23 protein-coding genes and 2 tRNA genes are annotated in these 23,252 nt (G+C 39.6%); 15 read left to right on the top strand and 10 right to left on the bottom strand.

The window, feature by feature from the left end; all coding sequences use genetic code 11:
* Positions 1-28 precede the first annotated feature (28 nt).
* The 3 genes from purB to mnmA are packed head-to-tail and all read right to left on the bottom strand — an operon-like array spanning position 29 to position 3,134.
* Positions 29-1,399, bottom strand: coding sequence for an adenylosuccinate lyase (purB, locus tag CWC16_RS08125; RefSeq protein WP_138541174.1), 1,371 nt, complete (start codon positions 1,397-1,399; stop codon positions 29-31).
* A 32-nt stretch (positions 1,400-1,431) separates the two neighbouring features.
* Entirely contained in the window at positions 1,432-2,034 is a 603-nt protein-coding gene (hflD, locus tag CWC16_RS08120) for a high frequency lysogenization protein HflD (protein ID WP_055014288.1), read from the bottom strand.
* On the bottom strand, positions 2,034-3,134 hold the full coding sequence (mnmA, locus tag CWC16_RS08115; protein WP_055014287.1) for a tRNA 2-thiouridine(34) synthase MnmA: 1,101 nt from the start codon (positions 3,132-3,134) through the stop codon (positions 2,034-2,036). The genes hflD and mnmA overlap by 1 nt, the downstream gene beginning before the upstream one ends.
* Positions 3,135-3,472: 338 nt before the next feature.
* On the opposite strand from mnmA, the gene CWC16_RS08110 reads away from it, so the two are divergent.
* Complete coding sequence (locus tag CWC16_RS08110; RefSeq protein WP_138541173.1) at positions 3,473-4,741, top strand: sensor domain-containing diguanylate cyclase; 1,269 nt, start codon at positions 3,473-3,475, stop codon at positions 4,739-4,741.
* Between the two features lie 54 nt (positions 4,742-4,795).
* Here CWC16_RS08110 and CWC16_RS08105 read toward each other — a convergent pair whose 3' ends face one another.
* From CWC16_RS08105 to CWC16_RS08075, 7 genes are read right to left on the bottom strand one after another with little or no spacing between them, the layout of a single operon-like run.
* A complete protein-coding gene (locus CWC16_RS08105) occupies positions 4,796-5,239 on the bottom strand; it encodes an NUDIX domain-containing protein (RefSeq protein ID WP_138541172.1) in 444 nt (147 codons plus the stop codon).
* Complete coding sequence (locus CWC16_RS08100) at positions 5,232-5,903, bottom strand: pseudouridine synthase (RefSeq protein ID WP_138541190.1); 672 nt, start codon at positions 5,901-5,903, stop codon at positions 5,232-5,234. The genes CWC16_RS08105 and CWC16_RS08100 overlap by 8 nt, the downstream gene beginning before the upstream one ends.
* A gap of 14 nt (positions 5,904-5,917) precedes the next feature.
* Complete coding sequence (locus CWC16_RS08095; RefSeq protein ID WP_138541171.1) at positions 5,918-6,247, bottom strand: TusE/DsrC/DsvC family sulfur relay protein; 330 nt, start codon at positions 6,245-6,247, stop codon at positions 5,918-5,920.
* Between the two features lie 3 nt (positions 6,248-6,250).
* Positions 6,251-6,517, bottom strand: a complete 267-nt coding sequence (gene tusB / locus CWC16_RS08090) for a sulfurtransferase complex subunit TusB (protein ID WP_138541170.1) — start codon at positions 6,515-6,517, stop codon at positions 6,251-6,253.
* On the bottom strand, positions 6,514-6,870 hold the full coding sequence (locus tag CWC16_RS08085) for a DsrE family protein (protein ID WP_055014281.1): 357 nt from the start codon (positions 6,868-6,870) through the stop codon (positions 6,514-6,516). The genes tusB and CWC16_RS08085 overlap by 4 nt, the downstream gene beginning before the upstream one ends.
* The gene (gene tusD, locus CWC16_RS08080; RefSeq protein WP_055014280.1) at positions 6,867-7,220 is read right to left on the bottom strand and encodes a sulfurtransferase complex subunit TusD; all 354 of its coding nucleotides are present in this window, start codon (positions 7,218-7,220) and stop codon (positions 6,867-6,869) included. The genes CWC16_RS08085 and tusD overlap by 4 nt, the downstream gene beginning before the upstream one ends.
* A 55-nt stretch (positions 7,221-7,275) precedes the next feature.
* Complete coding sequence (locus tag CWC16_RS08075; RefSeq protein ID WP_004586716.1) at positions 7,276-7,941, bottom strand: Bax inhibitor-1/YccA family protein; 666 nt, start codon at positions 7,939-7,941, stop codon at positions 7,276-7,278.
* 251 nt (positions 7,942-8,192) lie between these two features.
* Here CWC16_RS08075 and CWC16_RS08070 point away from each other — a divergent pair.
* From CWC16_RS08070 to CWC16_RS08005, 14 genes are all read left to right on the top strand, one after another.
* Positions 8,193-8,283: transfer RNA gene (locus CWC16_RS08070), tRNA-Ser, on the top strand.
* 52 nt (positions 8,284-8,335) lie between these two features.
* A tRNA-Ser gene (locus CWC16_RS08065) sits at positions 8,336-8,426 on the top strand.
* Between the two features lie 179 nt (positions 8,427-8,605).
* Complete coding sequence (locus tag CWC16_RS08060; protein ID WP_138541169.1) at positions 8,606-9,451, top strand: LytTR family DNA-binding domain-containing protein; 846 nt, start codon at positions 8,606-8,608, stop codon at positions 9,449-9,451.
* Between the two features lie 119 nt (positions 9,452-9,570).
* Positions 9,571-10,398, top strand: a complete 828-nt coding sequence (locus CWC16_RS08055; RefSeq protein WP_138541168.1) for a CPBP family intramembrane glutamic endopeptidase — start codon at positions 9,571-9,573, stop codon at positions 10,396-10,398.
* Positions 10,399-10,977: 579 nt separating this feature from the next.
* Positions 10,978-11,358: a hypothetical protein gene (locus CWC16_RS08050; protein ID WP_138541167.1), complete on the top strand. Its 381-nt coding sequence runs from the start codon at positions 10,978-10,980 to the stop codon at positions 11,356-11,358.
* A 128-nt stretch (positions 11,359-11,486) separates the two neighbouring features.
* Positions 11,487-11,945, top strand: coding sequence for a free L-methionine (R)-S-oxide reductase MsrC (gene msrC, locus CWC16_RS08045; RefSeq protein WP_055016014.1), 459 nt, complete (start codon positions 11,487-11,489; stop codon positions 11,943-11,945).
* Positions 11,945-12,223 (top strand): hypothetical protein, encoded by a 279-nt coding sequence (locus CWC16_RS08040; protein WP_138541166.1) that lies wholly within the window; start codon positions 11,945-11,947, stop codon positions 12,221-12,223. The genes msrC and CWC16_RS08040 overlap by 1 nt, the downstream gene beginning before the upstream one ends.
* A gap of 15 nt (positions 12,224-12,238) precedes the next feature.
* Complete coding sequence (gene proQ / locus CWC16_RS08035; RefSeq protein ID WP_138541165.1) at positions 12,239-12,877, top strand: RNA chaperone ProQ; 639 nt, start codon at positions 12,239-12,241, stop codon at positions 12,875-12,877.
* A gap of 26 nt (positions 12,878-12,903) precedes the next feature.
* Positions 12,904-14,928: a carboxy terminal-processing peptidase gene (gene prc / locus CWC16_RS08030; protein WP_138541164.1), complete on the top strand. Its 2,025-nt coding sequence runs from the start codon at positions 12,904-12,906 to the stop codon at positions 14,926-14,928.
* Positions 14,929-15,111: 183 nt separating this feature from the next.
* On the top strand, positions 15,112-16,572 hold the full coding sequence (gene nhaC / locus CWC16_RS08025) for a Na+/H+ antiporter NhaC (RefSeq protein ID WP_171037636.1): 1,461 nt from the start codon (positions 15,112-15,114) through the stop codon (positions 16,570-16,572).
* A 43-nt stretch (positions 16,573-16,615) separates the two neighbouring features.
* Positions 16,616-19,210, top strand: coding sequence for an aminopeptidase N (gene pepN, locus CWC16_RS08020; RefSeq protein WP_138541163.1), 2,595 nt, complete (start codon positions 16,616-16,618; stop codon positions 19,208-19,210).
* Positions 19,211-19,432 (top strand): DUF2835 domain-containing protein, encoded by a 222-nt coding sequence (locus CWC16_RS08015; protein ID WP_055016008.1) that lies wholly within the window; start codon positions 19,211-19,213, stop codon positions 19,430-19,432. It abuts the gene before it with no gap.
* Between the two features lie 250 nt (positions 19,433-19,682).
* Entirely contained in the window at positions 19,683-21,776 is a 2,094-nt protein-coding gene (locus tag CWC16_RS08010; protein WP_138541162.1) for a DUF1302 domain-containing protein, read from the top strand.
* Positions 21,777-21,789: 13 nt separating this feature from the next.
* Complete coding sequence (locus tag CWC16_RS08005; RefSeq protein WP_055016006.1) at positions 21,790-23,154, top strand: DUF1329 domain-containing protein; 1,365 nt, start codon at positions 21,790-21,792, stop codon at positions 23,152-23,154.
* Positions 23,155-23,252 lie beyond the last annotated feature (98 nt).

Below are 23,252 nucleotides of genomic sequence, written 5' to 3'. Positions count from 1 at the left end.
TTCGCTTTTTATATTTGCAATTGACTAGCTAAACTAAATCGTCAATAAACTCAACAGCGCGGCCAATGTAGTTGGCTGGTGTTAGTTTTTTCATTTCAACTTTTGCATGCTCTGGCAGGTCTAAACCATCAATAAAGTCGGCCATAATCTCTTGATTTACACGCTTACCACGCGTTAAATCTTTAAGTTTTTCGTATGGTTTTTCAATACCGTATTTACGCATAACCGTTTGAATTGGCTCTGCAAGTAATTCCCAGTTTTGATCAAGCTCTTCGAGTAAGCGTTGCTCATTTACTTCAAGTTTGCTTACGCCTTTAAGTGTCGATTGATAAGCAATAAGCGTGTAGCCCATGCCCACACCTAAGTTACGCAGTACTGTAGAGTCGGTAAGGTCACGTTGCCAACGAGAAACAGGCAGTTTTTGTGCAAGGTGAGCAAATATAGCATTTGCTATGCCTAGGTTGCCTTCTGAGTTTTCAAAGTCGATAGGGTTTACTTTATGCGGCATTGTTGAAGAGCCGATTTCACCAGCAATGGTTTTTTGCTTGAAGTGGTTAAGGGCAATGTAACCCCAAACGTCACGATCAAAATCAAGTAAAATAGTGTTAAAGCGAGCAATAGCATCAAATAGCTCGGCAATGTAGTCATGCGGTTCTATTTGGGTAGTGAACGGGTTAAACGTTAAACCAAGGCTTGTTACAAAGTTACTTGCATGAGTGTGCCAATCGTAATCTGGGTAAGCACTCAGGTGAGCATTGTAGTTACCTACAGCACCGTTAATTTTACCTAGCATTTCTACCTGTGCGATTTGGTCGCGTTGGCGTTTTAAACGCACGTATACGTTAGCAAACTCTTTACCCATAGTTGATGGTGTAGCTGGCTGGCCGTGGGTACGCGTCATCATAGGCACTGCTTTGTATTCAATGGCTTTTTCTTTTATGGCGTTAAGTAATTGGTCACAGTATGGTAATAATACTTTATCGCGAGCTTCTGTGAGCATTAAACCATGAGATAGGTTATTAATATCTTCCGAGGTACAAGCAAAATGGATAAACTCGTTGATAGCGTTGATTTCGCTGTTATCGGCTACTTTTTCTTTTAGTAAGTATTCTACCGCTTTAACATCGTGGTTTGTGGTGCGTTCAATGTCTTTTACACGCTGTGCATCTGCTTCGCTGAAGTTATCAACAATGGCATTTAATAGTGCATTGGCTTGTTCGCTAAATGCAGGTACTTCTTTAATATCGCTTGCTGCAGCTAAGGCTTGCAACCAACGCACTTCAACGGTTACGCGGTATTTGATTAAGCCAAATTCGCTGAAAATACTGCGTAGTTCAGTGGTTTTGCTGCCGTAGCGACCATCCACTGGAGAGATAGCGGTTAACGCTGAAAGCTCCATAATAACTCCTAAATTTTAGTTTTGAACGATAATTAAATTTTTGTTTTTGCAATAGCGAGAATTTTTCTTTTTGCAAAGAAAAAGTGACGGCGTTTACCGCCCATTTGTCGCCATAATACAGCACTGCGAATTCCTGCTAATAAAAGTGCACGAATTTTATTTTGCGTTTGCTGCTGTTTTAATAACTCGGGTTTACCATAAACCTGAATTCGGTGCCCAAGGGGGCTTAGCACCGACGAGTATATATCTGCTAAACCGGCAACTACGGTGTCATCGGTTATGGCAAAGTGATCTAAGCGACGATGAATGTCGTCGATACGGCGGCCAAGTTCAGCTAAGCTTTTTGGCTCGTTATTTAAAATACGTTCAAGTTGCATTAAACCACCTACGTACTTAACTATTTCGACATCTTTTTGAGTGCCAGCAGTCAGCTGTGCCATTAATGTTTTATAGCCGTCGCGTAAGTTATGCGTACCTTGATAAACATCAACCGGTGATGCGGGAGATGTTTGTACAATACTTGTAAAAAGCACATCTAAATCTGAATCGTTTGCACTGCCGTACTGGGCAATTTTTTGTACTTGTTTAGCCACTTGGCACATGGCGGCAAGCGCCATGACTTGGTGTTCATTCATTACTTGATCACCGAATCAATAATACCACCACCTAAACACACCTCATCGGCATAAAATACAGCTGACTGACCCGGTGTAACGGCTTTTTGTGGCTCATCAAACAATACGCGTGCCATACCATCTTCGCCAACGAGAAGGGTACAATTAATATCTTCTTGGCGGTAACGAGTTTTAACGGTACAGCGCGTGGTGCCTTGCGGGCCAACACGGTCTACCCAATGTAATTGATTAGCGTTTAGGCCATTGCTGTAAAGGCGAGGGTGGTCTTTACCTTGTCCTACAACCAGTACATTGCGCTCAACGTCTTTATCTACAACATACCATGGCTCGCCAGAGCCTTCTTTCATGCCACCAATTAGTAACCCTTTACGCTGGCCTAGTGTATGATACATAAGCCCTTCGTGTTCACCTACGTTGTTGCCATCTGTGTCTTCGATCACACCTGGTTGAGCAGGTAAAAACTTTTGTAAAAAGTCTTTAAATTTGCGCTCCCCAATAAAACAAATACCGGTGCTGTCTTTTTTATCGTGGGTGATTAAGTCTTGCTCTTCTGCGATACGGCGTACTTCAGGTTTAGCTATATCACCTACTGGGAAAAGGGTTTGGCCTATATGCTCATGGCTTAAAGTGTATAAGAAATAGCTTTGATCTTTGTTATCGTCTAAGCCTCGGCACATAACGTATTTGTCGTCGCGTAATTCACGACGAACATAATGGCCTGTAGCAATAAAATCGGCGCCAAGTGCTTGGGCAGCAAATTCTAAAAACGCTTTAAATTTAATTTCTTTGTTACACATAATATCAGGGTTTGGCGTACGGCCCGCTTTATACTCTTCTAAAAAGTACTCAAAAACGTTATCCCAATACTCTGCTGCAAAGTTAACGGTATGAAGCTCGATGCCTAATTTGTCACACACTGCTTGCGCATCTTTTAAATCTTCAGCGGCTGCACAGTATTCGTCATTGTCGTCTTCTTCCCAGTTCTTCATAAACAGGCCTTCTACTTGGTAGCCCTGTTGCTGTAATAAATATGCAGATACAGAAGAATCAACACCGCCGGACATACCAACGATGACTTTAATGTGACTATTTTCGCTCATGAATAATTTCGCTTATACAGATTGCTGTTAACTTGGAAAGGCCGCGATTATAGCACGCATTTTGTTTTTGCTTAAAGGGAGGAGTAGCGCAAACGCACGTTTTTGTCGTTATTTTATTCATATAACAAATAGCAAATAAGACTGAATCGCATTTGAAATAAAAAATGATGAAAAATTTAAATAAGCCATTGTAAAAAGTTATTTCGGTGCCATTATTGTCCGAGCACATAATAATGTTGAGTATATTACCTTGTGTTTGCAGAATAATTTAAGAGGCAAGCAGGATTTTTGTATTAACTCTGGATTTATAGCCTTAATATTTTCAATGGAATGAATATATGAACTACGCCTTTCAGGTAAAAAAACTTTCGACTTTAATAACATTTTATACCACAAATTCTAGTTTTCACGTGAAGCAGTTACTAGAAAACCCGACGAGTGAGTTTAAGCAATCAGCTTATAAACTTTTTCATGAAATTTTTAAACATACCTTACCTGTAGATTTTCAACACGCTTGCCCAGTTGATGATATTTTTAATTCTGTGTCCAGTTCTCTAGATTTAATAAACCAATCTGAAGTAGCTTTAATTGAAGCAACACAAAAGTGGTGGAAAGAGTGGTACTTTGTATTAACAATGGAACATTCGCTTTCGCACGAAAAAGAAGATGCGCCGTACAGTTTCTTATCTAAAAAAATGCATCATCCTATGAAGCGCCACGAGATGAGCCACTACGCCCATTTATTTACTATTTTGCCTATGCCTATCTCTAATGTATGTGCGAAAACAGGTGATATCATTAGGGTTAATCAACGCTTTATAGATGTATTTGGTTACACCGTCGATGACTTACCTAACTTAGAGCAATGGTGGGTTAATGCATACCCAGACCCTCACTATCGAGAATCCGTGAAAAAAACGTGGCAAGCGGCGTTAGAAGTGGGCAATGAAACAGGGCAAGACATCCCCGCGCATGATTACCATGTTACATGTAAAAACGGTAATACGATTACGATGGAAGTATCAGGCATTAACTTAGGGGATGAATATATTGCTGTATTTAACGATGCGACCAAACGTTTGGAAGATCAAAATATTTTACGCGATATGGCGTTTTTAGATTCACTAACGCAAATAGCAAATAGACGTCGTTTTGATGAAAAGCTAAGTAAAGAGTTTGAAAAAGCTGTTGAATGTGGTGACGATTTAGCGATTATTTTAATTGATATTGATCACTTTAAACTATTTAACGACCGCTACGGACATGTTGAAGGTGATTTATGTTTGTATAACGTGGCGCAAGCAATAGCGTGTACGGTAAGCCGTACCGAAGATTTTGTAGCGCGTTATGGCGGTGAAGAGTTTGTTGTATTGCTACCACAAACAGATAAACAAGGGGCTTTGTTTATAGCTGAGCATATCCAAAAGGCAATTGAAGAGCTCCGTATCCCTCATGAAGATAGTTTTACCGGTTACTTAACCCTTAGTATGGGTATTAACGCGTTTGGTGAAGATGATAATTGCGATCAAAAAGAGTTTGTTAAGGCCGCCGATAGCGCACTTTATTATTCAAAAAGGCAGGGACGAAATTGCTTAGCATTAAGTTAATTTATAGCCGTGGACTATTTATATAGCTTTGAGAATTATACAAAGTGAAAATGTTTAATTATCGTCGTAAATAAAGCTAACGTCCTGAATAGGGCGATTCAGGCTGTCCTCAATACATTTTAAAACGAGATGGCTTCTGAGAGGCAGCGTTTTTATGTCCTCTAAAGTGTGCCAGCCAGCACTCATTATATCTGCATCTTTTGGGCAGGGCTCAGTAGTGATTTGAGCGCCATCAAATAGAAAACAAAAGCGTAAATAATGTATTCCGTTTGCCGCATGTAAGTTGTAAATACCGACTAAACCAATTGGGGTTAAGGTTAAACCTGTCTCTTCAAAAAGCTCTCTGCTGGCTGCTTGAGCCAGTGTTTCGTCTAGTTCTAAATGGCCGGCAGGTTGGTTATAGCAAATAGTAGCAGTAAATTTATCTCGCTCTTTTACAAGTAAAAAGCGGTCTCCTTTTTTTACTACAGCAGCAACCGTCACATGGGGCTTATGCATTTTTATCACCTTTGATAACACTGTACTGAGCGCTCTCAATGCCATCAAGCGAATAATTACCAATGCTGTAGCGAATAAGCCTTAATGTGGGGTGCCCAACATGCGCAGTCATACGACGAACTTGTCTATTACGTCCTTCGTTAATTGTAATGCTTAACCACGTTGTAGGAATCGATTTTCGCTCTCTAACCGGTGGCACACGAGGCCAAACTTCAGGCTCTTCAATAATTTTTACATTTGCGGGTAAGGTAATACCATCTTTTAGTTCAACACCTTTACATAGGGCGTTAACAGCGTCTGCACTGGGCTCGCCTTCAACTTGCACCCAATAGGTTTTATTGGTTTTTTTACTTGGTGCGGTAAGGGTATTTTGAAGCTTTCCGCAGTTTGTTAAAAGTAATAACCCTTCACTGTCGCGGTCTAATCTGCCTGCTGCGTATACATCTTTAATGGGAATAAATTCAGCTAACGTTTTTCTATTGGCATCATCTGTAAATTGACAAAGCACATCGTAGGGTTTGTTAAATAAAACAATTTTTCTATCTTTAGCTGCTATCGCGGGTTTAACTTCACGCGAAGTTGTGCTTTTTTTAGTGAATGCACTGCGTGAGTAAGTTCTACCCGTAGTGCGTTTGTTAGTGCTTTTAGTTGCGCGATTATGCATTGGTTTATTCACTATTAAATACACCTAGCGGGCTTAGGTAATCCGGCAATTTTAGTCGCTTGTTTTGCAGGCCCCTTCGGGAATAATTTATACAAATAAATACTATTGCCTTTGTCCTCGCCAAGTGCTTTAGCCATGGCTTTAACAAGCATTCTTATCGCTGGGCTGGTGTTATATTCTAAATAAAAATCGCGAACAAAATTAATCACTTCCCAGTGTTGTTCGCTCAAGATAATGTTTTCTTGCTCGGCGATAATAGGGGCCAACTCTTTTGTCCACACGGTGTAATCGAGCAAGTAGCCTTGTTTATCTGTATCGATTTGTTGATTATTAAATTCAAGCATAGCTTACCAGGTAATAGATTGGTTAGTAGATAGTGTCAGGGCAACAAACTCATCGTAATTAATAATTGATTGGCCAGAGCTTAGTTTAACCGCGCGTGCATGTGCATCCTCTAAAAGCAACAATGGCGAATCGTTTAATTGAAAATACTGCTTAGCGGCGTAACAGGCATCACCAACAAGGAGTACTTTATCAGTGTCTTTAATTAAGTTTTCAAGCTGGGTTAAGTCGTAATAAGCCAGCGGCTTAGAAAAAATATGTAATGTACTCATAGGTTCACCACAAAATCTTGCTGGCAAATCAACTGTTGTTGCTCAGTGTAATTGAGGCTGATTGAATCAATAATTAATTGAGATTTGTTTAAGTTATAATCAAGTAATGATTTTTCACATACGTATATATTTTCTACTTCATAGATTTCAAGCGTTTTGATGTTTTTAAAAAAATCTTTTACGCCCAGTTGCTCTGTTGATTGATTATGTTTTAAAGCAAGCACGGCGGGGCCGCTAAATAGCCAGCTAATATTTTGATCAACTGCGGCAAATATAAGCGACATGTCTAGGGCATCGCGGGTATTAAGTTCATCAAAGGGACTGGATTGGCTCATGACTAAAACATTTTTCATTTAAACTGTATCCATTTATCTGCATCACTGGCTAGCATGGCAAATTCTGCAAGCCCAGCAACTGTAAACACACCTGTTTGGCTTGTACTTAAACCGCGCTTTTCTGCTGCAGTAACGCAAAGCATTAAATTAATATTTTTGTCTGCAAGTTGTTGCCAATGCATAGGGATTTGCAGCTCGTCAGAGGCCAGCTCAAAATGAGTTGATGCGTGATAAATACCATTTTGATACAAAAAAAGTGCATCTATGGTGTGGCCTTGTGCTAAACATGCATGTGCAAACTTTATAATACGTTGCGTTGAGTCATGATCTGAAGGAGGAGTATGTAAAGAAAGAACAAATCGCGCCAAAACAATTCCAATAAAAAAGCCCCAATAAAGGGGCTATTTTAACAGAACTATTTAATTAGTCATCACTTGCGCCAAGAAGGTGCAGTAAAGAAGTAAATAAGTTGTACACGTTTAAGTATAAAGCCACTGTAGCGCGAATGTAGTTAGTTTCGCCGCCATTAATAATACGGCTAGTATCAAATAAGATTAAGCCAGACATAATTAACACAACAGCTGCGTTAAGCACCATAAACATTAGCGAGCTGCCAATGAATATGTTAACTATGCTTGCGACAATAACCACTAATAAACCTACTGTTAAAAAACCACCCATAAATGAGAAGTCTTTTTTAGTGTTTAATGCATAAGCCGATAGTCCAAAAAATATTAATGCAGTAGAACCAAGTGCCTGCATAATAAGCATTGGGCCATTAGGCATAGCCGCATAATAGTTAAGAAGTGGGCCAAGGCCTGCGCCCATACAGCCTGTAAAAGCAAACACCCAAAATACGCCTGAAGCTGAGTCTGCTTTTTTGTTTACAACAAATAATAAACCAAACGAAACCAGTGTGAACACAATTCCCATAAAGTAAGGTAATTGTAATGCCATTGAAATACCCGCCGTAACAGCACTAAATGCTAATGTCATGGCCAGTAAGAAATAGGTGTTTTTAAGTACCTTGTTTGTTTCAATGGTCGACATTACCGGTTTAGCGGTATTGTACGAATGATTAAATGCCATTGTAGAGCTCCTTTAAGTGAAACATGTTTGTTTCGATAATTTAACTAAAATTAGATTACCAACTCTTATATGTTTGGGCAAACCTTTGTAGATCAATAGAGTGTTATTTTTTAATTAAAGTTCACTTAACCACCAAAAATGAGTTTTTTGTTTTATCTTTAAACAAATTAATTGTTTTTTAAGCACTTAAACAATTTTTTTTAAAAAAAGCTTCACAAAGGCAATGGGTTTCCCTATTATGCAGGCCGTGCGGAGAGATGGCAGAGTGGTCGAATGCACCGGTCTTGAAAACCGGCATAGGTTTGTAGCCTATCTAGGGTTCAAATCCCTATCTCTCCACCACCTAATTACAATAACTATGAGTACACTCTTACTTGTAGTTTATAGCACTTTCGGAGAGATGGCAGAGTGGTCGAATGCACCGGTCTTGAAAACCGGCATGGGTTTGTAGCCCATCTAGGGTTCAAATCCCTATCTCTCCACCATTATATTAAAGCCCGCTTAGAGCGGGCTTTTTTGTATCTACGATTTATTATCAGACCACCTTTAGGTTTTCTCGCTTATTTCCCCGTTTCGGTTTGCTATTAGCCGTTATTAATAGATTATTAACATATTAATGTGCTACTTTTATTTTTTAGATTTTAAAATTGGTAATTAAAATAGTATGTTGTGGCTCAAGGATGATTTACATTCAAGAAAACTTATTGTTTATCGTGCAATGATGTTCTCGTTGGTAACGTTGTTTGTTTTATTCGTATTCCAACCTTTTGGTACAATTAACGATACATCGTCATATAAAATACTCAGGCTTTCAGGTTATGGTTTAGTCACTTTTGTTGCGTTGCTATTATCGGGCTTTATTGAAATAGCGCTGTTACGTTATGATTTTTATAAGCCACTTCGTATTATGCTTATAAGCGGCTTTTATATTTTAATTTGTGCTTTATTTAACCACGCTTATTTTGTTGTGGCATTTTTAGGACAGTGGCATTGGCAGAATCAGATGCTGTTTATTGGCTATATATTTGCTATTGGCGTATTTCCGCTAATTTTTATGTATATGTTAAATCGCCATGTTAGGCAGCTTAATATTGATGAAACACCACAGCGGCAACAAATCAAGCAATGTGAAGCCCTTCCTTTAGAACTCGAGAAAATTACGTTAGTTGGCGATAATAAAAATGATGCAATCAGCATAGTATTAGAGCGTGTTTTGTTTATAAAAGCGGCTGATAATTATTGCGAAATTAGTGTTTATGACGGACACGCAATACAGCAAACTTTACTGCGTATTTCTTTAACTCGCTTACTTAAACAGCTCCCAAATAATACTGCAATTATTAGGTGCCATCGCTCTTATGCAGTTAATGTAGCCTTTATTCACTCGTATAGTGGCAACGCTGGCGGCTTGCAATTAACGCTTAAAAATACACCCATGCCTGTTCCGGTATCGCGAAGCTACGTAGATAATATAAAAGCGGCTTTGTTACTCACCCCAAGTGCTTGTTAGTCAGCCCAAATACTTGTATTTGATACCTAAAAATGTTGTTAATCCCTAACAGTTCGTAGTTTTACGCTGGAGTAGGCATGCTTAAGTTGAACTAAAAAATACAACTTAAGAAGGTTACTATGAACACTATTTTAAAATCACTGTTAGTGATAGCCACGTTTGTTTTTTGCCATTACATAATGAAAAGCTTTTGGGGTAGCGAATGGACGAAAATATTAACCCAGGCCGATGCGTCTACTGGGGTTTTATTTATCCCCGCTAAATACTTATTTTTATATGCTCCTTTATTAGTGATAACCACATTGCTATTTAAAAGAGATAACATGCTTGACGCAATTGGCCTTAACACCGAAGGCTTTAATAACTATACCTTTGCAGCTTTGCTGTGCTGTATACCTATGACACTTGGCTATGCATACTTGAGTAGTAATTTAAATTTATCTTTGTCTGGACTAATAACAGGCTCAATCTATGCTGGTTTTTTTGAAGAGCTAATATTTAGGGCGGCTTTATTTGGTGCTTTATACCGGTTTTGCCGCTGGGGGTTCATTCCCGCAGCGTTGACAAGCTCGGTAGTATTTGGAGTAGGGCACATGTACCAAGGTGGCGATGCCATTTCTGCACTAATGGCGGTAGCAGTAACCACTGTTGCAGGCACTTGGTTTGCGTGGCTTTATTGTGAGTGTGGTTATAAAATTTGGTTTCCTATGTGGATGCATATTTTTATGAATGCAGCTTATGGCATCTTTAGTATGTCGGGTGGTGCCGTGGGTGATTTGCACGGCAACCTTTATAAAGCCACTGCTATTGTATTAAGTATCGTGTATGTTGAAGCACTGATCCGCCGAGGGAAAAAACGTGAAGTTACTATGGCCTCATTACTTATTAATACATCAGCATCGACGCTTAATACCCCGTTCAAACCGCAGATGACTGCCGAAGCCTAAATGCACAAATTAGCCATTAATTTAAGAACGCATTTATATTGCAACCTTAAGGCTATGTTATTATTGAGGTTAGCGCCTGTAAGGTAGTGAGCTTTACGTTATGGGCGAATAAACAGCTAAAAGTAAGCGTGAGCTGCCAACAAAATAGGTGTCTGTTTTTAGTTAGCAAAACTATTCGTTAAAATGTCTAGGGCGTATTGAACTTTGCGGATTGAAATTTGTTCAATCTAGAGGAGATTAAATCGCGGCGCGAGGTTTGTAACCTAGTGGGCTAAGTAAAAACCGAGTAACAAAGAGTTTATCGCCCCTAGGCAGAACCCGAAAGGCAGCGCATGTTTGGCATTTATGCTGCGTTATCGCCTATTAATGGGGAATAACCACACTTCATAGGCTCCGCCTTGCCTAAAGACCAAACATACTGCTGCAAATTCAACCATCAAAGATCAACACGCCCTAATAACAGACGTTTAAAGAGTGCTTGTTTTCCCATCATAAATTACGACCATAGTCTCTGTTTCTAACCTTAAGAACTTGGTGCATGCTTAAGATAATGTTTGTAGTGTGTAATTAGGAACTTATATGAAACATCAACTAGCCAAAAGTGTCGCGCTTTCTTTATTATCCCCCGTTATAGTTGGTAGTACACTAGGTCTTTATTATGGGCTTACTGTTAATGGTGATACCACTACCATTTTTCTGCAACTATTAATGAGCGCAATTGCGAACGCACATATTGTTGGTCTTACGATGGCCGCTTTTGTCGTACCGGGTTATTTGCTTATGTTTAAGTATGCAAAAGTCAATTATTCAGGGGTACTTACCCTTGGGCTGCTGGGCGGCGCAATTTTTAGTTACTTACTAAGTGCGACATCAGGCGAGATATTTTTAATTAATAGTGTAATGGCCGCTTTTGCCGCAGGACTATTTTTATTTGGCCTGCGTAAATCAGCAAAAAAATAATTGCAGAATTATTAATCAAGCGTGCTGAAAAACGGCGCTATTTCTGTTTTTTTACTTGTAAAAGGTTTCAATTTTTCACGACAAAGAGTACCTTTAGCTACTGTATGTTTAATAAGAAGTAGTTTGGTATGCAAAAGCACGATTTTTACCAGTCATTAGTTAAGCAAACTGAATCACTAATCGCTGGTGAATCTAATGTCATTGCTAATATGGCTAACGTAAGTGCGCTATTATTTACCTCATTAGAAGATGTAAATTGGGCGGGCTTTTACTTTATGGATTCGCCGAGTGAATTAGTGCTTGGGCCTTTTCAAGGCAACCCTGCATGTATTCGTATTCCTGTTGGTAAAGGAGTGTGTGGTACGGCTGCGGCAACCCTAGAAACACAGTTAATTGAAGATGTGCATGCGTTTGAAGGTCATATAGCCTGTGACGCAGCGTCTAATTCTGAGATTGTTGTACCTATCATGAAAAATGATAAGATAGTAGCTGTTCTTGATATTGATAGCCCAACTATTGGTCGCTTTGATACTGATGACCAAGCTGGTTTAGAAGCATTAGTTAAATGCTTAGAGGCAAGCTTGTAATGAAAGATTTGCTAAATGTTCAAGACTACCTATTCGCAGTACAAGATGTAGGCGATTGGGAAGGGGATGAAGAACATGTAGCGGAAACGCTCAATGATTTGATTCACATAGCCTGGGATAAAATCCCAGATGATTTAGACTGTGAATCAATCGATGAAATAATAAATGGTATTTGGGAACACCTTCGAGGTGACTTGGCAGTACTAGAAGCTGACTTCGAAGAGTTAATTGACTGGTTAATACACTATGTTGATTCCTCCCTTGACGAAAAGATGTGAAAAATAGGTTCTAAAATGGAAACCACAAACAAGCTAAAAGATATTAATGAAGTGTTGGAATTTCTTTATCAAGAATTTCCACAATGTTTTAAACAAAAAGACGGTATTAAACCGCTTAAAGTCGGTATTTTTAAAGATATTGCCGAGCGTATCGAAGGGTCTGAAAAAGTAAGTAAGACACAAGTACGCCAAGCACTTAGAAAATACACGTCTAATTGGCGTTATTTAGAAGCTGTGACCAAGTCAGAGTTTCGTATTGACCTTGATGGTAATCAAGGTGAAAAAGTTGAGCAAGAGCACATTGACCACGCTCAAAAAGCACTAGAAGAAAGCCGTGCTAAAATGGCTAAACGCAAAAAACAACAGCGTCCACGCCAAGATTCAGAGTCTAAATCTTTCAAGAAAAAGCCAGCCCACGCTAGCAAAAATAATGCTCCAGCTAACAAACCAGCTAAAGCAGCCCCTGCTAAACGTTCAGGAAAAGTTGAACCTTTACCTGCAAGTGAGGTCAAGGTTAATAACAAGGTTAAGGTTAAACTTGGCCAAGCACTTGTAAATGCGGTAATTACTGAAGTAAACAAAGACGAAGTTCATGTTGAATTAGTAACAGGCATGCAAGTTAAAACCAAAGCTGACAGCTTATACATTATTTAAGTTGTAAATAAATTAAGGAGTTGTGTATGAGTAAAAAGTTTACGCTCATTCCGTTAGTGGCTGCCCTGTTTTCGGGTTCTTTATTCGCTTCCGTAGAAGCGGCAAAACTTGAAGACTTGCCTGTACTTAAACAAGAAAGTCAACATGGCACTGCCAGCAAACGAGTGGCTAACTTATTTGCTCGTTCACACTATACACCGGTTCGATTTAACGATGCGCTTTCCAGTAAAGTGTATGATCGTTATATCGAATCCCTTGATTTTAACAAAAGCGTGTTTTTAGCAAGCGACATTGCAACGTTTGAAAAATACCGCGACGATTTTGATAATGCGATTACCACGGGCAAACTTGGTTTTACGTTTGATATTTTTAACTTAAGCTTAAAGCGTCGTTTTGAACGCTATGATTACTCTTTATCGTTACTAGATAAAGAAATGACGTTTGATAAAGACGATAAATACTTTTTTGATCGTGAAGATGCGCCATGGCCAGCATCGCAAGCTGAGCTTGATGAAATCTGGCGTGAACGTGTTAAATACGATGCCCTTCGTTTAAAAATGACAGGTAAAGATTGGGAAGGTATTAAGGAAGTTCTTACCAAGCGTTACAAAAATGCACAAAAACGTTTAGTGCAAACAAATTCAGAAGATGCATTTCAAATTGTAATGAACTCGCTAGCGCGTAGTATCGAGGCACATACGTCGTACTTATCGCCGCGCCGCGCAGAACAATTTAAAATGGATATGGACTTAGAGCTTGAAGGCATTGGCGCCGTTTTAAGTCCGGATGAAGATTACACCGTTATTCGCAGCTTAGTACCGGGTGGTCCCGCCGATAAAACAGAGCAGCTAAAAGCTGACGACAAAATTATTGGTGTTGCCCAAGATCAAAAAGAGTTTGTTGATGTTATTGGTTGGCGTTTAGATGATGTTGTTGACCTAATCAAAGGCCCGAAAGGAACCAAGGTACGTTTACAATATCTTAAAGGCTCAGATGCGCATGGCACACCAAAAGTTGTTGAAATCACCCGTGATAAAATTCGCTTAGAAGACAGAGCGGCCAAATCTGAAGTATTTGAGGCCAGTTACTCAAATTTAACGTCAAAAATCGGTGTTATTGAGATCCCTGGTTTTTATAACAACCTTTCGAAAGACGTTAAAGTTGAATTAGCTAAACTCAAAGAAGAAAATGTAGACGGTATTATTATTGACTTGCGCCAAAATGGCGGTGGATCACTATATGAAGCTACGCAACTATCAGGCCTCTTTTTTGATCAAGGTCCGGTAGTACAAATTCATACGTTAAATAACCGTATTGAAGAGCAAAAAGATCGTGATGGCATTACCTATTACGATGGCCCACTAACTGTTTTAGTTGACCGCTACAGTGCTTCAGCCTCTGAAATTTTTGCCGCCGCAATGCAAGATTATGGCCGTGCAGTGATTATTGGCGAGCAAACCTTTGGTAAGGGAACGGTTCAACAACACAAAGGCTTAGGCCGTGCGTATGATTTATACGACAACGATTTAGGGAGTGTACAGTACACTATTGCTAAATTTTACCGTATAAATGGTGGCAGTACTCAGCACAAAGGGGTTATTCCTGATATTTCCTTCCCTTCGGCGATAGACCCAGCAGAATGGGGTGAGAGCAAGCAAGATAATGCATTACCTTGGGATAGCATAGTACGAGCTAAGTATAAAAAGCAGGGTAATTTAACCCCTGTGATTAGTTATCTAGAGAAACAACACGAACTACGTATTAAAACAGAGCCCGAATTTGGTTATGTATTTGATGATATTGCTCGTTACAATGAAGAAAAAGACCGTAAAACTATTTCTTTAGTTGAAGCAGACCGTATTAAAGAAAAAGATGAAAATGAAGCACGTACTTTAGCGCGCACTAATGAACGTTTAAAGCGTTTAGGTAAAGATCCGATTGAAAACCTAGATGATGTACCAGAGGTAATTGAAGAGTTAGACCCTTTCTTGGAAGAGGCAGCACTCATTACGCAAGACTATATTAACTTTGGCCGTATCGCTAAGAAATAAAATACGTGTATACCCCTTTTAAAAAGGCGCTTTTTGCGCCTTTTTTGTTACCTAAATTTTGCTAAATTGCTATAATCGCGAATCACTTAATTGAGTTACATTACTGTGGCTTAAAAAAAGCACTGATACGCTAAAAATAATAAATAAACACGCCCTCGTATGTGGTGTGCAGGAGTCACTATTTTGAAGCCTTTAGAAAAACCGATTAAACCCGCCTCGTTTTTTGACGCACTTATTCCTATCTCTGTTCTTATCTGCCTATTAGGCGCAGCGGTCTATTTATTTGGCGATAACTCGTCGTCAGGCCCCAACCAAATAGCGTTATTATTTGCCACTTTTGCGGCGGCACTAATAGGGCTTAAAAATGGCTATACGTGGAAAAAGCTTGAAGAAGCCATGATTGAAGGTATTACTTTATCATTGGGGGCAATTTTAATTTTATTGATGGTGGGTGCTTTAATTGGTACTTGGCTGTTGTCGGGCACCGTGCCAACTCTTATTTATTATGGCTTACAGGTTATTAACCCTAGTTGGTTTTATGCTGCCAGCTGTTTAATCTGTGGCATTGTTGCAATGAGTATCGGCAGCTCTTGGACTACAGCTGCCACCATAGGTGTTGCGCTTTTAGGTGTTGCTACTGGCCTTGGATTAGACCAAACGGTGACGGCAGGGGCGGTTATTTCGGGCGCTTACTTTGGAGACAAACTAAGCCCACTTTCTGAAACGACTAATTTAGCGCCGGCTGTTGTAGGCGCTGATTTATTCGAACATATTCACCATATGCTATGGACGACTGTTCCTAGCTTTGTCATTGCACTGATCATTTTTATTTTTATGGGCTTTAATGCAACAGCTTCTAACGAAGCCGGTAGAATTGACGAAATTACGGTAATTTTAGAGCAAAGCTTTAATATTGGCTTTGAAATGTTAATTCCATTAATTGTGCTCCTAGTTTTAGCTATTAAAAAAATGCCAGCGTTTCCGGCTATTTCGATTGGCGCTGTAATTGGTGCTGTGTGGGCAATGCTGTTTCAGTCAGATTTAATCGCGACACAAATTGACTTGTCTCAAGGTGAGCTGGTTGGTTATTTTAAAATTATTTGGACGACTTTTTTCGATGGATTTAGTATCGATACGGGCGATGAAAAAATGGATTCATTGCTCAGTGGTGGTGGTATGGCAGGTATGTTAACCACAACTTGGTTGATCATGACGGCACTTATGTTTGGCGCCATAATGGAGAAAACCGGCTTACTGGATATTTTTGTTAAGAGTATTTTAAAAATAGCTAAAAGCACAGGTTCGCTTATTACATCAACCATTGCAACTTGTGTGGGTACAAACTTAATTGCAGCGGATCAATACATCGCTATTGTAGTCCCTGGTCGTATGTTTAAAGAAGAGTATAAAAATCGAGGATTAAAACCGGTTAATTTATCGCGTACTTTAGAAGATGGCGGAACAATAACAAGCCCGTTAATTCCTTGGAATACGTGTGGTGCCTACATGCAAAGCGTTTTATTAATAAATCCATTTGACTATGCTTTGTATGCTTTCTTTAATTTAATTAACCCTTTCTTAGCTATTATTTATGCGTACGTAGGTATTAAAATTTTACGCATTGAACCTAAGCAACCTGCTTAAATCTTAATAGCCCCTTTTTTAAGGGGCTTTCGTGGGAGTAACTATGACTGTTTCGGCAAAGCCAAAAGCGCAATATCTAAAAGATTACACGGCGCCTAATTTTTCAATAGAGCACACAGAACTCACTTTTGACTTACAACCCCTTAATACAAAAGTGACTGCGCTACTTACGCTTAAAAGAACAACTAATGAAAACTCTGCACTTGTTTTAGACGGTATAGACTTACAATTACTGGAACTACACGTAGACAATATTGCTTACACAAATTATAAGATTGAAGGTGAGCACTTAATCATTAATGATTTACCTCACACATGCCAGCTGAAAATAGTTACAGTAATTTCTCCTGAAACCAATACCTCTTTGGAAGGCTTGTATTTATCTGGCGGGGCGTATTGCACCCAATGTGAAGCGCAAGGTTTTAGAAAAATAACCTACTTTTTAGATCGCCCTGACGTGCTAAGTACCTATGATGTAACAATTATTGCAGATAAAAACTTTAGGCATTTACTATCAAATGGTAACCAAATTGACAGCGGCGAAACAGCTGATGGCCGCCATTTCGCTAAATGGCAAGACCCATTTAAAAAACCAAGTTACTTATTTGCATTAGTAGCGGGCGATTTTGATGTACTAAAAGACACCTACACTACAAAAAGCGGACGCGAAATTGAACTTGCGTTATTTGTTGATAAAGGCAATTTATCTAAAACGCCGCATGCAATTAGCTCATTAAAAAAAGCAATGCAATGGGATGAAGAGCGCTTTAACCTAGAATACGATTTAGACATATATATGATTGTAGCCGTGGATTTTTTCAATATGGGCGCAATGGAAAACAAAGGGTTAAATGTATTTAATAGTAAATGTGTATTGGCTAACCAAGAAACCGCAACGGATAAAGATTACCATACTATAGAGTCGATTGTTGGGCATGAGTATTTTCATAACTGGACAGGCAACCGCGTTACCTGCAGAGACTGGTTTCAATTATCGCTAAAAGAAGGGCTTACTGTATTTAGAGACCAAGAATTTAGTAGCGATTTAGGCTCACGTGCACTTAATCGCATTGATGCCGTTAAAGTAATGCGTACACATCAATTTAGTGAAGATGCGGGGCCAATGGCGCACCCAATTCGCCCTGAAAAAGTTATCGAAATGAATAACTTTTATACCGTAACGGTTTACGATAAAGGGGCTGAAGTTATCAGAATGATGCACACCCTGTTAGGTGAGGTTAACTTTCAAAAAGGGATGCAGCTTTACTTTGAACGTCATGATGGTCAAGCGGTTACCTGTGATGATTTTGTTGCTGCAATGAGTGATGCTTCAGGCATAGATTTATCACAATTTAAACGCTGGTATAGCCAATCAGGTACACCTCGTTTAAATGCAACACAGCACTATGATCACGATAAGCAACTTTATACTTTAACAATTGAGCAATCATCTCCGCTAAATCAGCCAGATAATAAGAGCCTTCACATTCCATTTGCCATCGAATTATTAGATGAAAATGGGCAAAGTATTGCACTTACTCATCAAGGTGAAAAACGCGACCACGTGCTTAACGTAACTGCGCCAACGCAAACGTTTTACTTTGATCAAATACCTGCTCGTCCAGTGGCTGTGTTACTTGAAGATTTTTCAGCGCCGTGTATTTTAAGTCAGCAAAATTCAGAGCATGACTTACTGCACATAATGCGTTTTGCACGCAGCGACTTTTCGCGTTGGGACGCACAGCAACAGTTATTTATTAAGGCAGTTAAGCAGGGCGTTAATGCACCTGAACATGCCGCACTTAGTGATAACGTTATCAATGCATTACGTGTTTTAATTAGCGAGAAAAGTGGTGATTTAGCATTAATTGCTGAACTGATTAAACTCCCAAGTTTTGACACGTTTGCTGCTGAGTTTGACACGATCCCTGTGGATGAAATTATCACTGTTACAAAACTGTTTGAACAGCAAATTGCTGAACAATTATTTAATGAGCTTTTGGCATGTTACAGTTCGTTAGTTGATGATGGCAGTATTAATCCAGACGCGGTCGCTATAAGAGCACTCAAAGGCGTGTGTTTACATTACTTAGCTAAAATACCTTCTGAGCAAGTTGACCGCTTTATTAAAGAATCGGCAGATTCACCGAATATGACCAACGTTTTAGCCTCATTGAGTGCGGTAGTAAAATCATCGCACCCATTAAGAGATGCGTTGTTAGATCATTTTGATAGCCAGTGGCGTCATGACGTTTTAGTAATGGATAAATGGTTTGCACTACAAGCTATGCAGTCCGGTGCTGGTACTATTGAGAATATTAAAGCGCTCTATGAGCATCCTAGTTTTGACTTTTCAAACCCAAATAGAGTCCGTGCACTAGTAGGCAGCTTTAGTCATTTTAATACCGCGCAATTTCACCGAAAAGATGGTGAAGGTTACGCATTATTAGGGGACTTACTCATTAAGCTAAACGCGATTAATCCGCAAAATGCCTCTAGAATGTTAACGCCTTTCATGTCGTGGAAACGATTTGATGCAACACGTGCTCAAGCAATGAAAGCGCAATTGCAACGCTTAGCAAGCCTTGAAGGACTGAGTGCTGACTTATATGAGAAGGTTGAAAAAGCACTTAATTAAATGATTGAGTATTACTTTTACCTAAACTTGAGCTATAACAAATGCATGGATTACTATCATGGCCGTTATAGCTCTGTACAAGTGGTTGAGGACAATGGCAAAACAATACGTTTTGCCGCGTCACACCTACGCCCTTATATTTCATCTATTGGAATTAGAGGGCGCTTTAGACTTTTACTAACCCCTGAGAATAAATTTATTCGTCTCGAACGTATCGCCTAACCTACTGTTTTTATGTTATAGATACATAAAAATATTATCTTTTTGTTAATTTCAATTTGTTCTATTGTTAATTTACGTGTATAAAATATCTGGTATGACGTCTTACCAATACGTAAACGTCAGCTCAAAAAATATAATAATTGATTGAACGCGACCATTTGTAATTTTTTATAATCGCTTCTATCGTTAAGATTACACTAAAAACAATAACTTGATCACACATAATTACCCACGACAGGGGGGATACACAATGATAAGAAGATCGCTTTTTGTTAAAAACAAAATAGCTATAGGTTTAGCAGCCGCAAGCTTGGGTTTATCAGCAGCAGCGAATGCAGCAAATTTTGAGGTAGGGGGCTTTGATATCACCTTCGACTCAACTTTTTCCTATGGTCAAAGCGTCCGTGTTGAAGACAGAGATTTCGACATTATTGGTAAAAGCAATAATCCTGCATTTGATTGGACTGGGTATAATCCTTCATTAAATACAATTTATTCTTCTCAAGATGTTTGGGCTCAACCGGGCTCATACTCTAATAATGGCGATGCAGGTAATCTTAATTTTGATAGCGGTGATTCGTTTTCAAAATTGTTGAAAGGCACACACGACCTTTCAATTAATAAAGATAACTATGGCTTATTCACGCGTTTTATGTACTTTTACGATTTTGAGTTAATGGATAGTGATAGAGCCTACGTTAACCCAACCTCAGGACAAGGCGTAGATCCATGTGATGACGACGACACAAAAGAGCAAAGTTGTGCCGACATTCGTTTATTAGACGCTTACGTTTGGGCTAACTTTGATTTAAATGATGGCAATAATCCACTTTCAATTCGTTTAGGCCAACAAGTCGTTAACTGGGGTGAAAGTACGCTTATCTCTCATGGTATTAACGTAAACCCAGTTGACATTGACCGCTTAAAAGCACCGGGTGCTGAGCTTAAAGAAGCATTTATCCCAGTGGGTATGCTTTGGGCGTCATTAGGTATTACTGAAAATATTACCCTAGAAGGTTTTTACCAGTATCAATGGCATGAAACACGCCTGCCAGCTGCAGGTACTTATTTTTCTACCAATGATTTTGCGGCAGAAAACGGCTATCAACAAAATGTACAGTTAGGCTTTACCTCAAACCCTGATATTGATATGGCATTTTTAACAGATAGCCTTAATAACCTGTACACTAACTTTGCACAGGTAGCGGCTGCACAGGGCATTGATCCAACAAGTGCTGAAGGTCAAGCTCTACTAGCAAATATGTATTTAGCGCATCCCACTAAAGTGGCGCTTAAAGGTAAAGGCGATAACGGTAAAACAGAGCCAGATGACGGCGGTCAATATGGTTTACGTTTAGGTGTATTTTTACCTGAGTGGAACGACACAGAGGTCGCTTTATATCATGTTAATTATCACAGTCGTCGTCCGCTTATTTCTGGTCGTGTATCGAACTTTTCACAAGCTGCAATTGCACAAGATTTAGCAATGATTGCAACAACCGAAATTACTGATGACAACGTAGCAGATCTCGTCGCGTTTTCTAAAGCCGAAAATGAATACCCAGAAGATATTAAACTTTACGGTTTAAGCTTTAATACGAGTATTGGTGAGACCGCATTTGCGGGTGAGTTTGCCTACCGTCAAGATGAGCCATTACAAATAGACGATGTAGAGCTACTTTACACCGCCATGCCTGAACAATTAGCACTGGCTGGCATTCGCCCAGACTTTGCGGGTATTTCGCAAATGAGTTTTGGTGATGCAATTAGCTCAGTGGCTGCAGGTGAAGTTGCGCAAGGTTATATTGAACGCGACACATCACAAATTCAGTTTACTGCAACACATTTATTTGGCCCGTCATTAGGTGCTGATAGTTGGGCTGTAGTAGGCGAAGTCGGCGCTGTGAAAATTCATGATATGCCTGATTACGACGAAATGCGTTTAAATGTGTCGGGTACAGGTCGAAGCGGTGTGATCACAGGCCCAGGCACTACTGACTACACAACATTACAACTAGGCCTTTCTAATGGCCCAGAAGAAAAGTCGTTTGCTACGGCCTCGTCTTGGGGTTACCGCCTAATTGCTAAAGGTGATTACTTTAACCTTTACAACGGTATTAACTTCTCTCCACGATTTGTATTTTCTCATGATGTAAACGGTAACACACCTGATCCTATGTTCTTGTTTATTGAAGACCGTAAATCGCTGGGTGTAACGATGAACTTTAATTACCAAAATGCATGGTCACTTGATGTGAGCTACAACTCATTTTGGGGTGGTGGCGATATCAATACTTTCTCAGATCGTGACTACGTTTCTTTCAATTTAAAATATTCTATTTAGGGGTAATATTAGTATGATTAAAAAACCTACCCTCATCGCTACCGCTTTGTGTAGCATGTTTTTAAGTTCAGCGGCAATGGCAAAAATGAGCGCTGAAGAAGTTGCACGTTTAGGACAAGACTTAACGCCGTTTGGCGCAGAAAAAGCAGCCAATGCTGATGGGTCTATTCCAGCGTGGAATGGCGGTATTACAACTGCACCAGAAGGTTACGAGCCTGGTATGCACCACATCGACCCTTACTCAGCGGACAAAGTGTTGTTTACTATTGATAAAACAAACCTTGATAAATACAAAGCTAACTTAAGCCCTGGTCAAATTGCTTTATTTGAAGCATACCCAGATACGTTTAAAATGCCTGTTTATGAAACGCGCCGCTCCGCCTCTTACCCACAGTTTGTATACGATGCAACAAAAGAGTTTGCTGCAACGGCTGAGCTTATTGAAGGTGGCAACGGAATAAAAAATACCGCAATTGGTATTCCATTTCCTATTCCTAAATCTGGCTTAGAGGCTATTTGGAATCACTTATTACGCTATCGTGGACAATCAATAGAGCGTTTTGGTGGACAAGCTGCACCCACCGCATCGGGTTCGTACAATTATGTGGGCTTTGATGAACAACTATTGGTTAAATATTCAGATCCTAAAGCGACGCCTGCAGAGCTTCAAGACTCAAACATTTTGTTTAAATTTAAACAAAAGGTGACAGAGCCTGCACGCCTTGCCGGTACAGCGCTACTTGTACACGAAACCATGGATCAAATTTTAACGCCTCGCCAAGCGTGGACATATAATTCAGGTCAGCGTCGTGTTCGTCGTGCACCAAATGTTGCATATGACGCACCAGGTACAGCGGCAGATAGCTTACGTACTACCGATGATTTTGATATGTTTAATGGCTCTCCTAATCGTTACAACTGGACACTTAAAGGCAAGCAAGAGTTATACATTCCGTACAATAGTTATAAGCTGCATAGTGACAAGCTGGAATACGATGACATTTTAAAACCTGGTCATATTAATCCTGAGCATACACGCTATGAAAAACACCGTGTTTGGGTTGTTGAAGCGAACTTAAAAGATGATACGCGCCACATTTACAAAAAGCGTGTGTTTTACATAGACGAAGATAGCTGGCAAGTACAGGTTACCGACATTTATGATAACCGTGACCAACTTTATCGTGTAGCTATGGCTTATGGTCTTAACTACTACGAAGTACCTACGCAGTGGAGTACACTTGAAGTTTATCACGATTTAAATTCGCGTCGTTATTTAGCAATTGGTTTAGATAACCAAGAAAAAATGTACGATTTTTCAGAATCGTTTAACGATAACGAGTTCACTTCAAGCGCATTGCGCCGTGAAGGTAGGTAACATCCTAATATGCAGCTAACAGCCCGTTAGCTGCTTTTTCTTTCTCATCGCGTTTGTCTTTATGACGCGCAGGTTTTTCCTCAGTAAACAAGACAAAC

The sequence above is a fragment of the Pseudoalteromonas sp. S3776 genome (assembly GCF_005886915.1).
In the GTDB taxonomy this organism is placed as follows: domain Bacteria; phylum Pseudomonadota; class Gammaproteobacteria; order Enterobacterales; family Alteromonadaceae; genus Pseudoalteromonas.
Note: the sequence above shows the minus strand (reverse complement) of the source record. Positions and strands in the feature narration are given on the sequence as shown.

What these genes read in the sequence shown, in the direction of transcription:
- purB (WP_138541174.1), bottom strand. Translation starts at nt 1,399, where the DNA reads ATGGAGCTTTCAGCGTTAACCGCTATCTCTCCAGTGGATGGTCGCTAC.
- hflD (WP_055014288.1), bottom strand. Translation starts at nt 2,034, where the DNA reads ATGAATGAACACCAAGTCATGGCGCTTGCCGCCATGTGCCAAGTGGCT.
- mnmA (WP_055014287.1), bottom strand. Translation starts at nt 3,134, where the DNA reads ATGAGCGAAAATAGTCACATTAAAGTCATCGTTGGTATGTCCGGCGGT.
- CWC16_RS08110 (WP_138541173.1), top strand. Translation starts at nt 3,473, where the DNA reads ATGAACTACGCCTTTCAGGTAAAAAAACTTTCGACTTTAATAACATTT.
- CWC16_RS08105 (WP_138541172.1), bottom strand. Translation starts at nt 5,239, where the DNA reads ATGCATAAGCCCCATGTGACGGTTGCTGCTGTAGTAAAAAAAGGAGAC.
- CWC16_RS08100 (WP_138541190.1), bottom strand. Translation starts at nt 5,903, where the DNA reads ATGCATAATCGCGCAACTAAAAGCACTAACAAACGCACTACGGGTAGA.
- CWC16_RS08095 (WP_138541171.1), bottom strand. Translation starts at nt 6,247, where the DNA reads ATGCTTGAATTTAATAATCAACAAATCGATACAGATAAACAAGGCTAC.
- tusB (WP_138541170.1), bottom strand. Translation starts at nt 6,517, where the DNA reads ATGAGTACATTACATATTTTTTCTAAGCCGCTGGCTTATTACGACTTA.
- CWC16_RS08085 (WP_055014281.1), bottom strand. Translation starts at nt 6,870, where the DNA reads ATGAAAAATGTTTTAGTCATGAGCCAATCCAGTCCCTTTGATGAACTT.
- CWC16_RS08075 (WP_004586716.1), bottom strand. Translation starts at nt 7,941, where the DNA reads ATGGCATTTAATCATTCGTACAATACCGCTAAACCGGTAATGTCGACC.
- CWC16_RS08060 (WP_138541169.1), top strand. Translation starts at nt 8,606, where the DNA reads ATGTTGTGGCTCAAGGATGATTTACATTCAAGAAAACTTATTGTTTAT.
- CWC16_RS08055 (WP_138541168.1), top strand. Translation starts at nt 9,571, where the DNA reads ATGAACACTATTTTAAAATCACTGTTAGTGATAGCCACGTTTGTTTTT.
- CWC16_RS08050 (WP_138541167.1), top strand. Translation starts at nt 10,978, where the DNA reads ATGAAACATCAACTAGCCAAAAGTGTCGCGCTTTCTTTATTATCCCCC.
- msrC (WP_055016014.1), top strand. Translation starts at nt 11,487, where the DNA reads ATGCAAAAGCACGATTTTTACCAGTCATTAGTTAAGCAAACTGAATCA.
- CWC16_RS08040 (WP_138541166.1), top strand. Translation starts at nt 11,945, where the DNA reads ATGAAAGATTTGCTAAATGTTCAAGACTACCTATTCGCAGTACAAGAT.
- proQ (WP_138541165.1), top strand. Translation starts at nt 12,239, where the DNA reads ATGGAAACCACAAACAAGCTAAAAGATATTAATGAAGTGTTGGAATTT.
- prc (WP_138541164.1), top strand. Translation starts at nt 12,904, where the DNA reads ATGAGTAAAAAGTTTACGCTCATTCCGTTAGTGGCTGCCCTGTTTTCG.
- pepN (WP_138541163.1), top strand. Translation starts at nt 16,616, where the DNA reads ATGACTGTTTCGGCAAAGCCAAAAGCGCAATATCTAAAAGATTACACG.
- CWC16_RS08015 (WP_055016008.1), top strand. Translation starts at nt 19,211, where the DNA reads ATGATTGAGTATTACTTTTACCTAAACTTGAGCTATAACAAATGCATG.
- CWC16_RS08010 (WP_138541162.1), top strand. Translation starts at nt 19,683, where the DNA reads ATGATAAGAAGATCGCTTTTTGTTAAAAACAAAATAGCTATAGGTTTA.
- CWC16_RS08005 (WP_055016006.1), top strand. Translation starts at nt 21,790, where the DNA reads ATGATTAAAAAACCTACCCTCATCGCTACCGCTTTGTGTAGCATGTTT.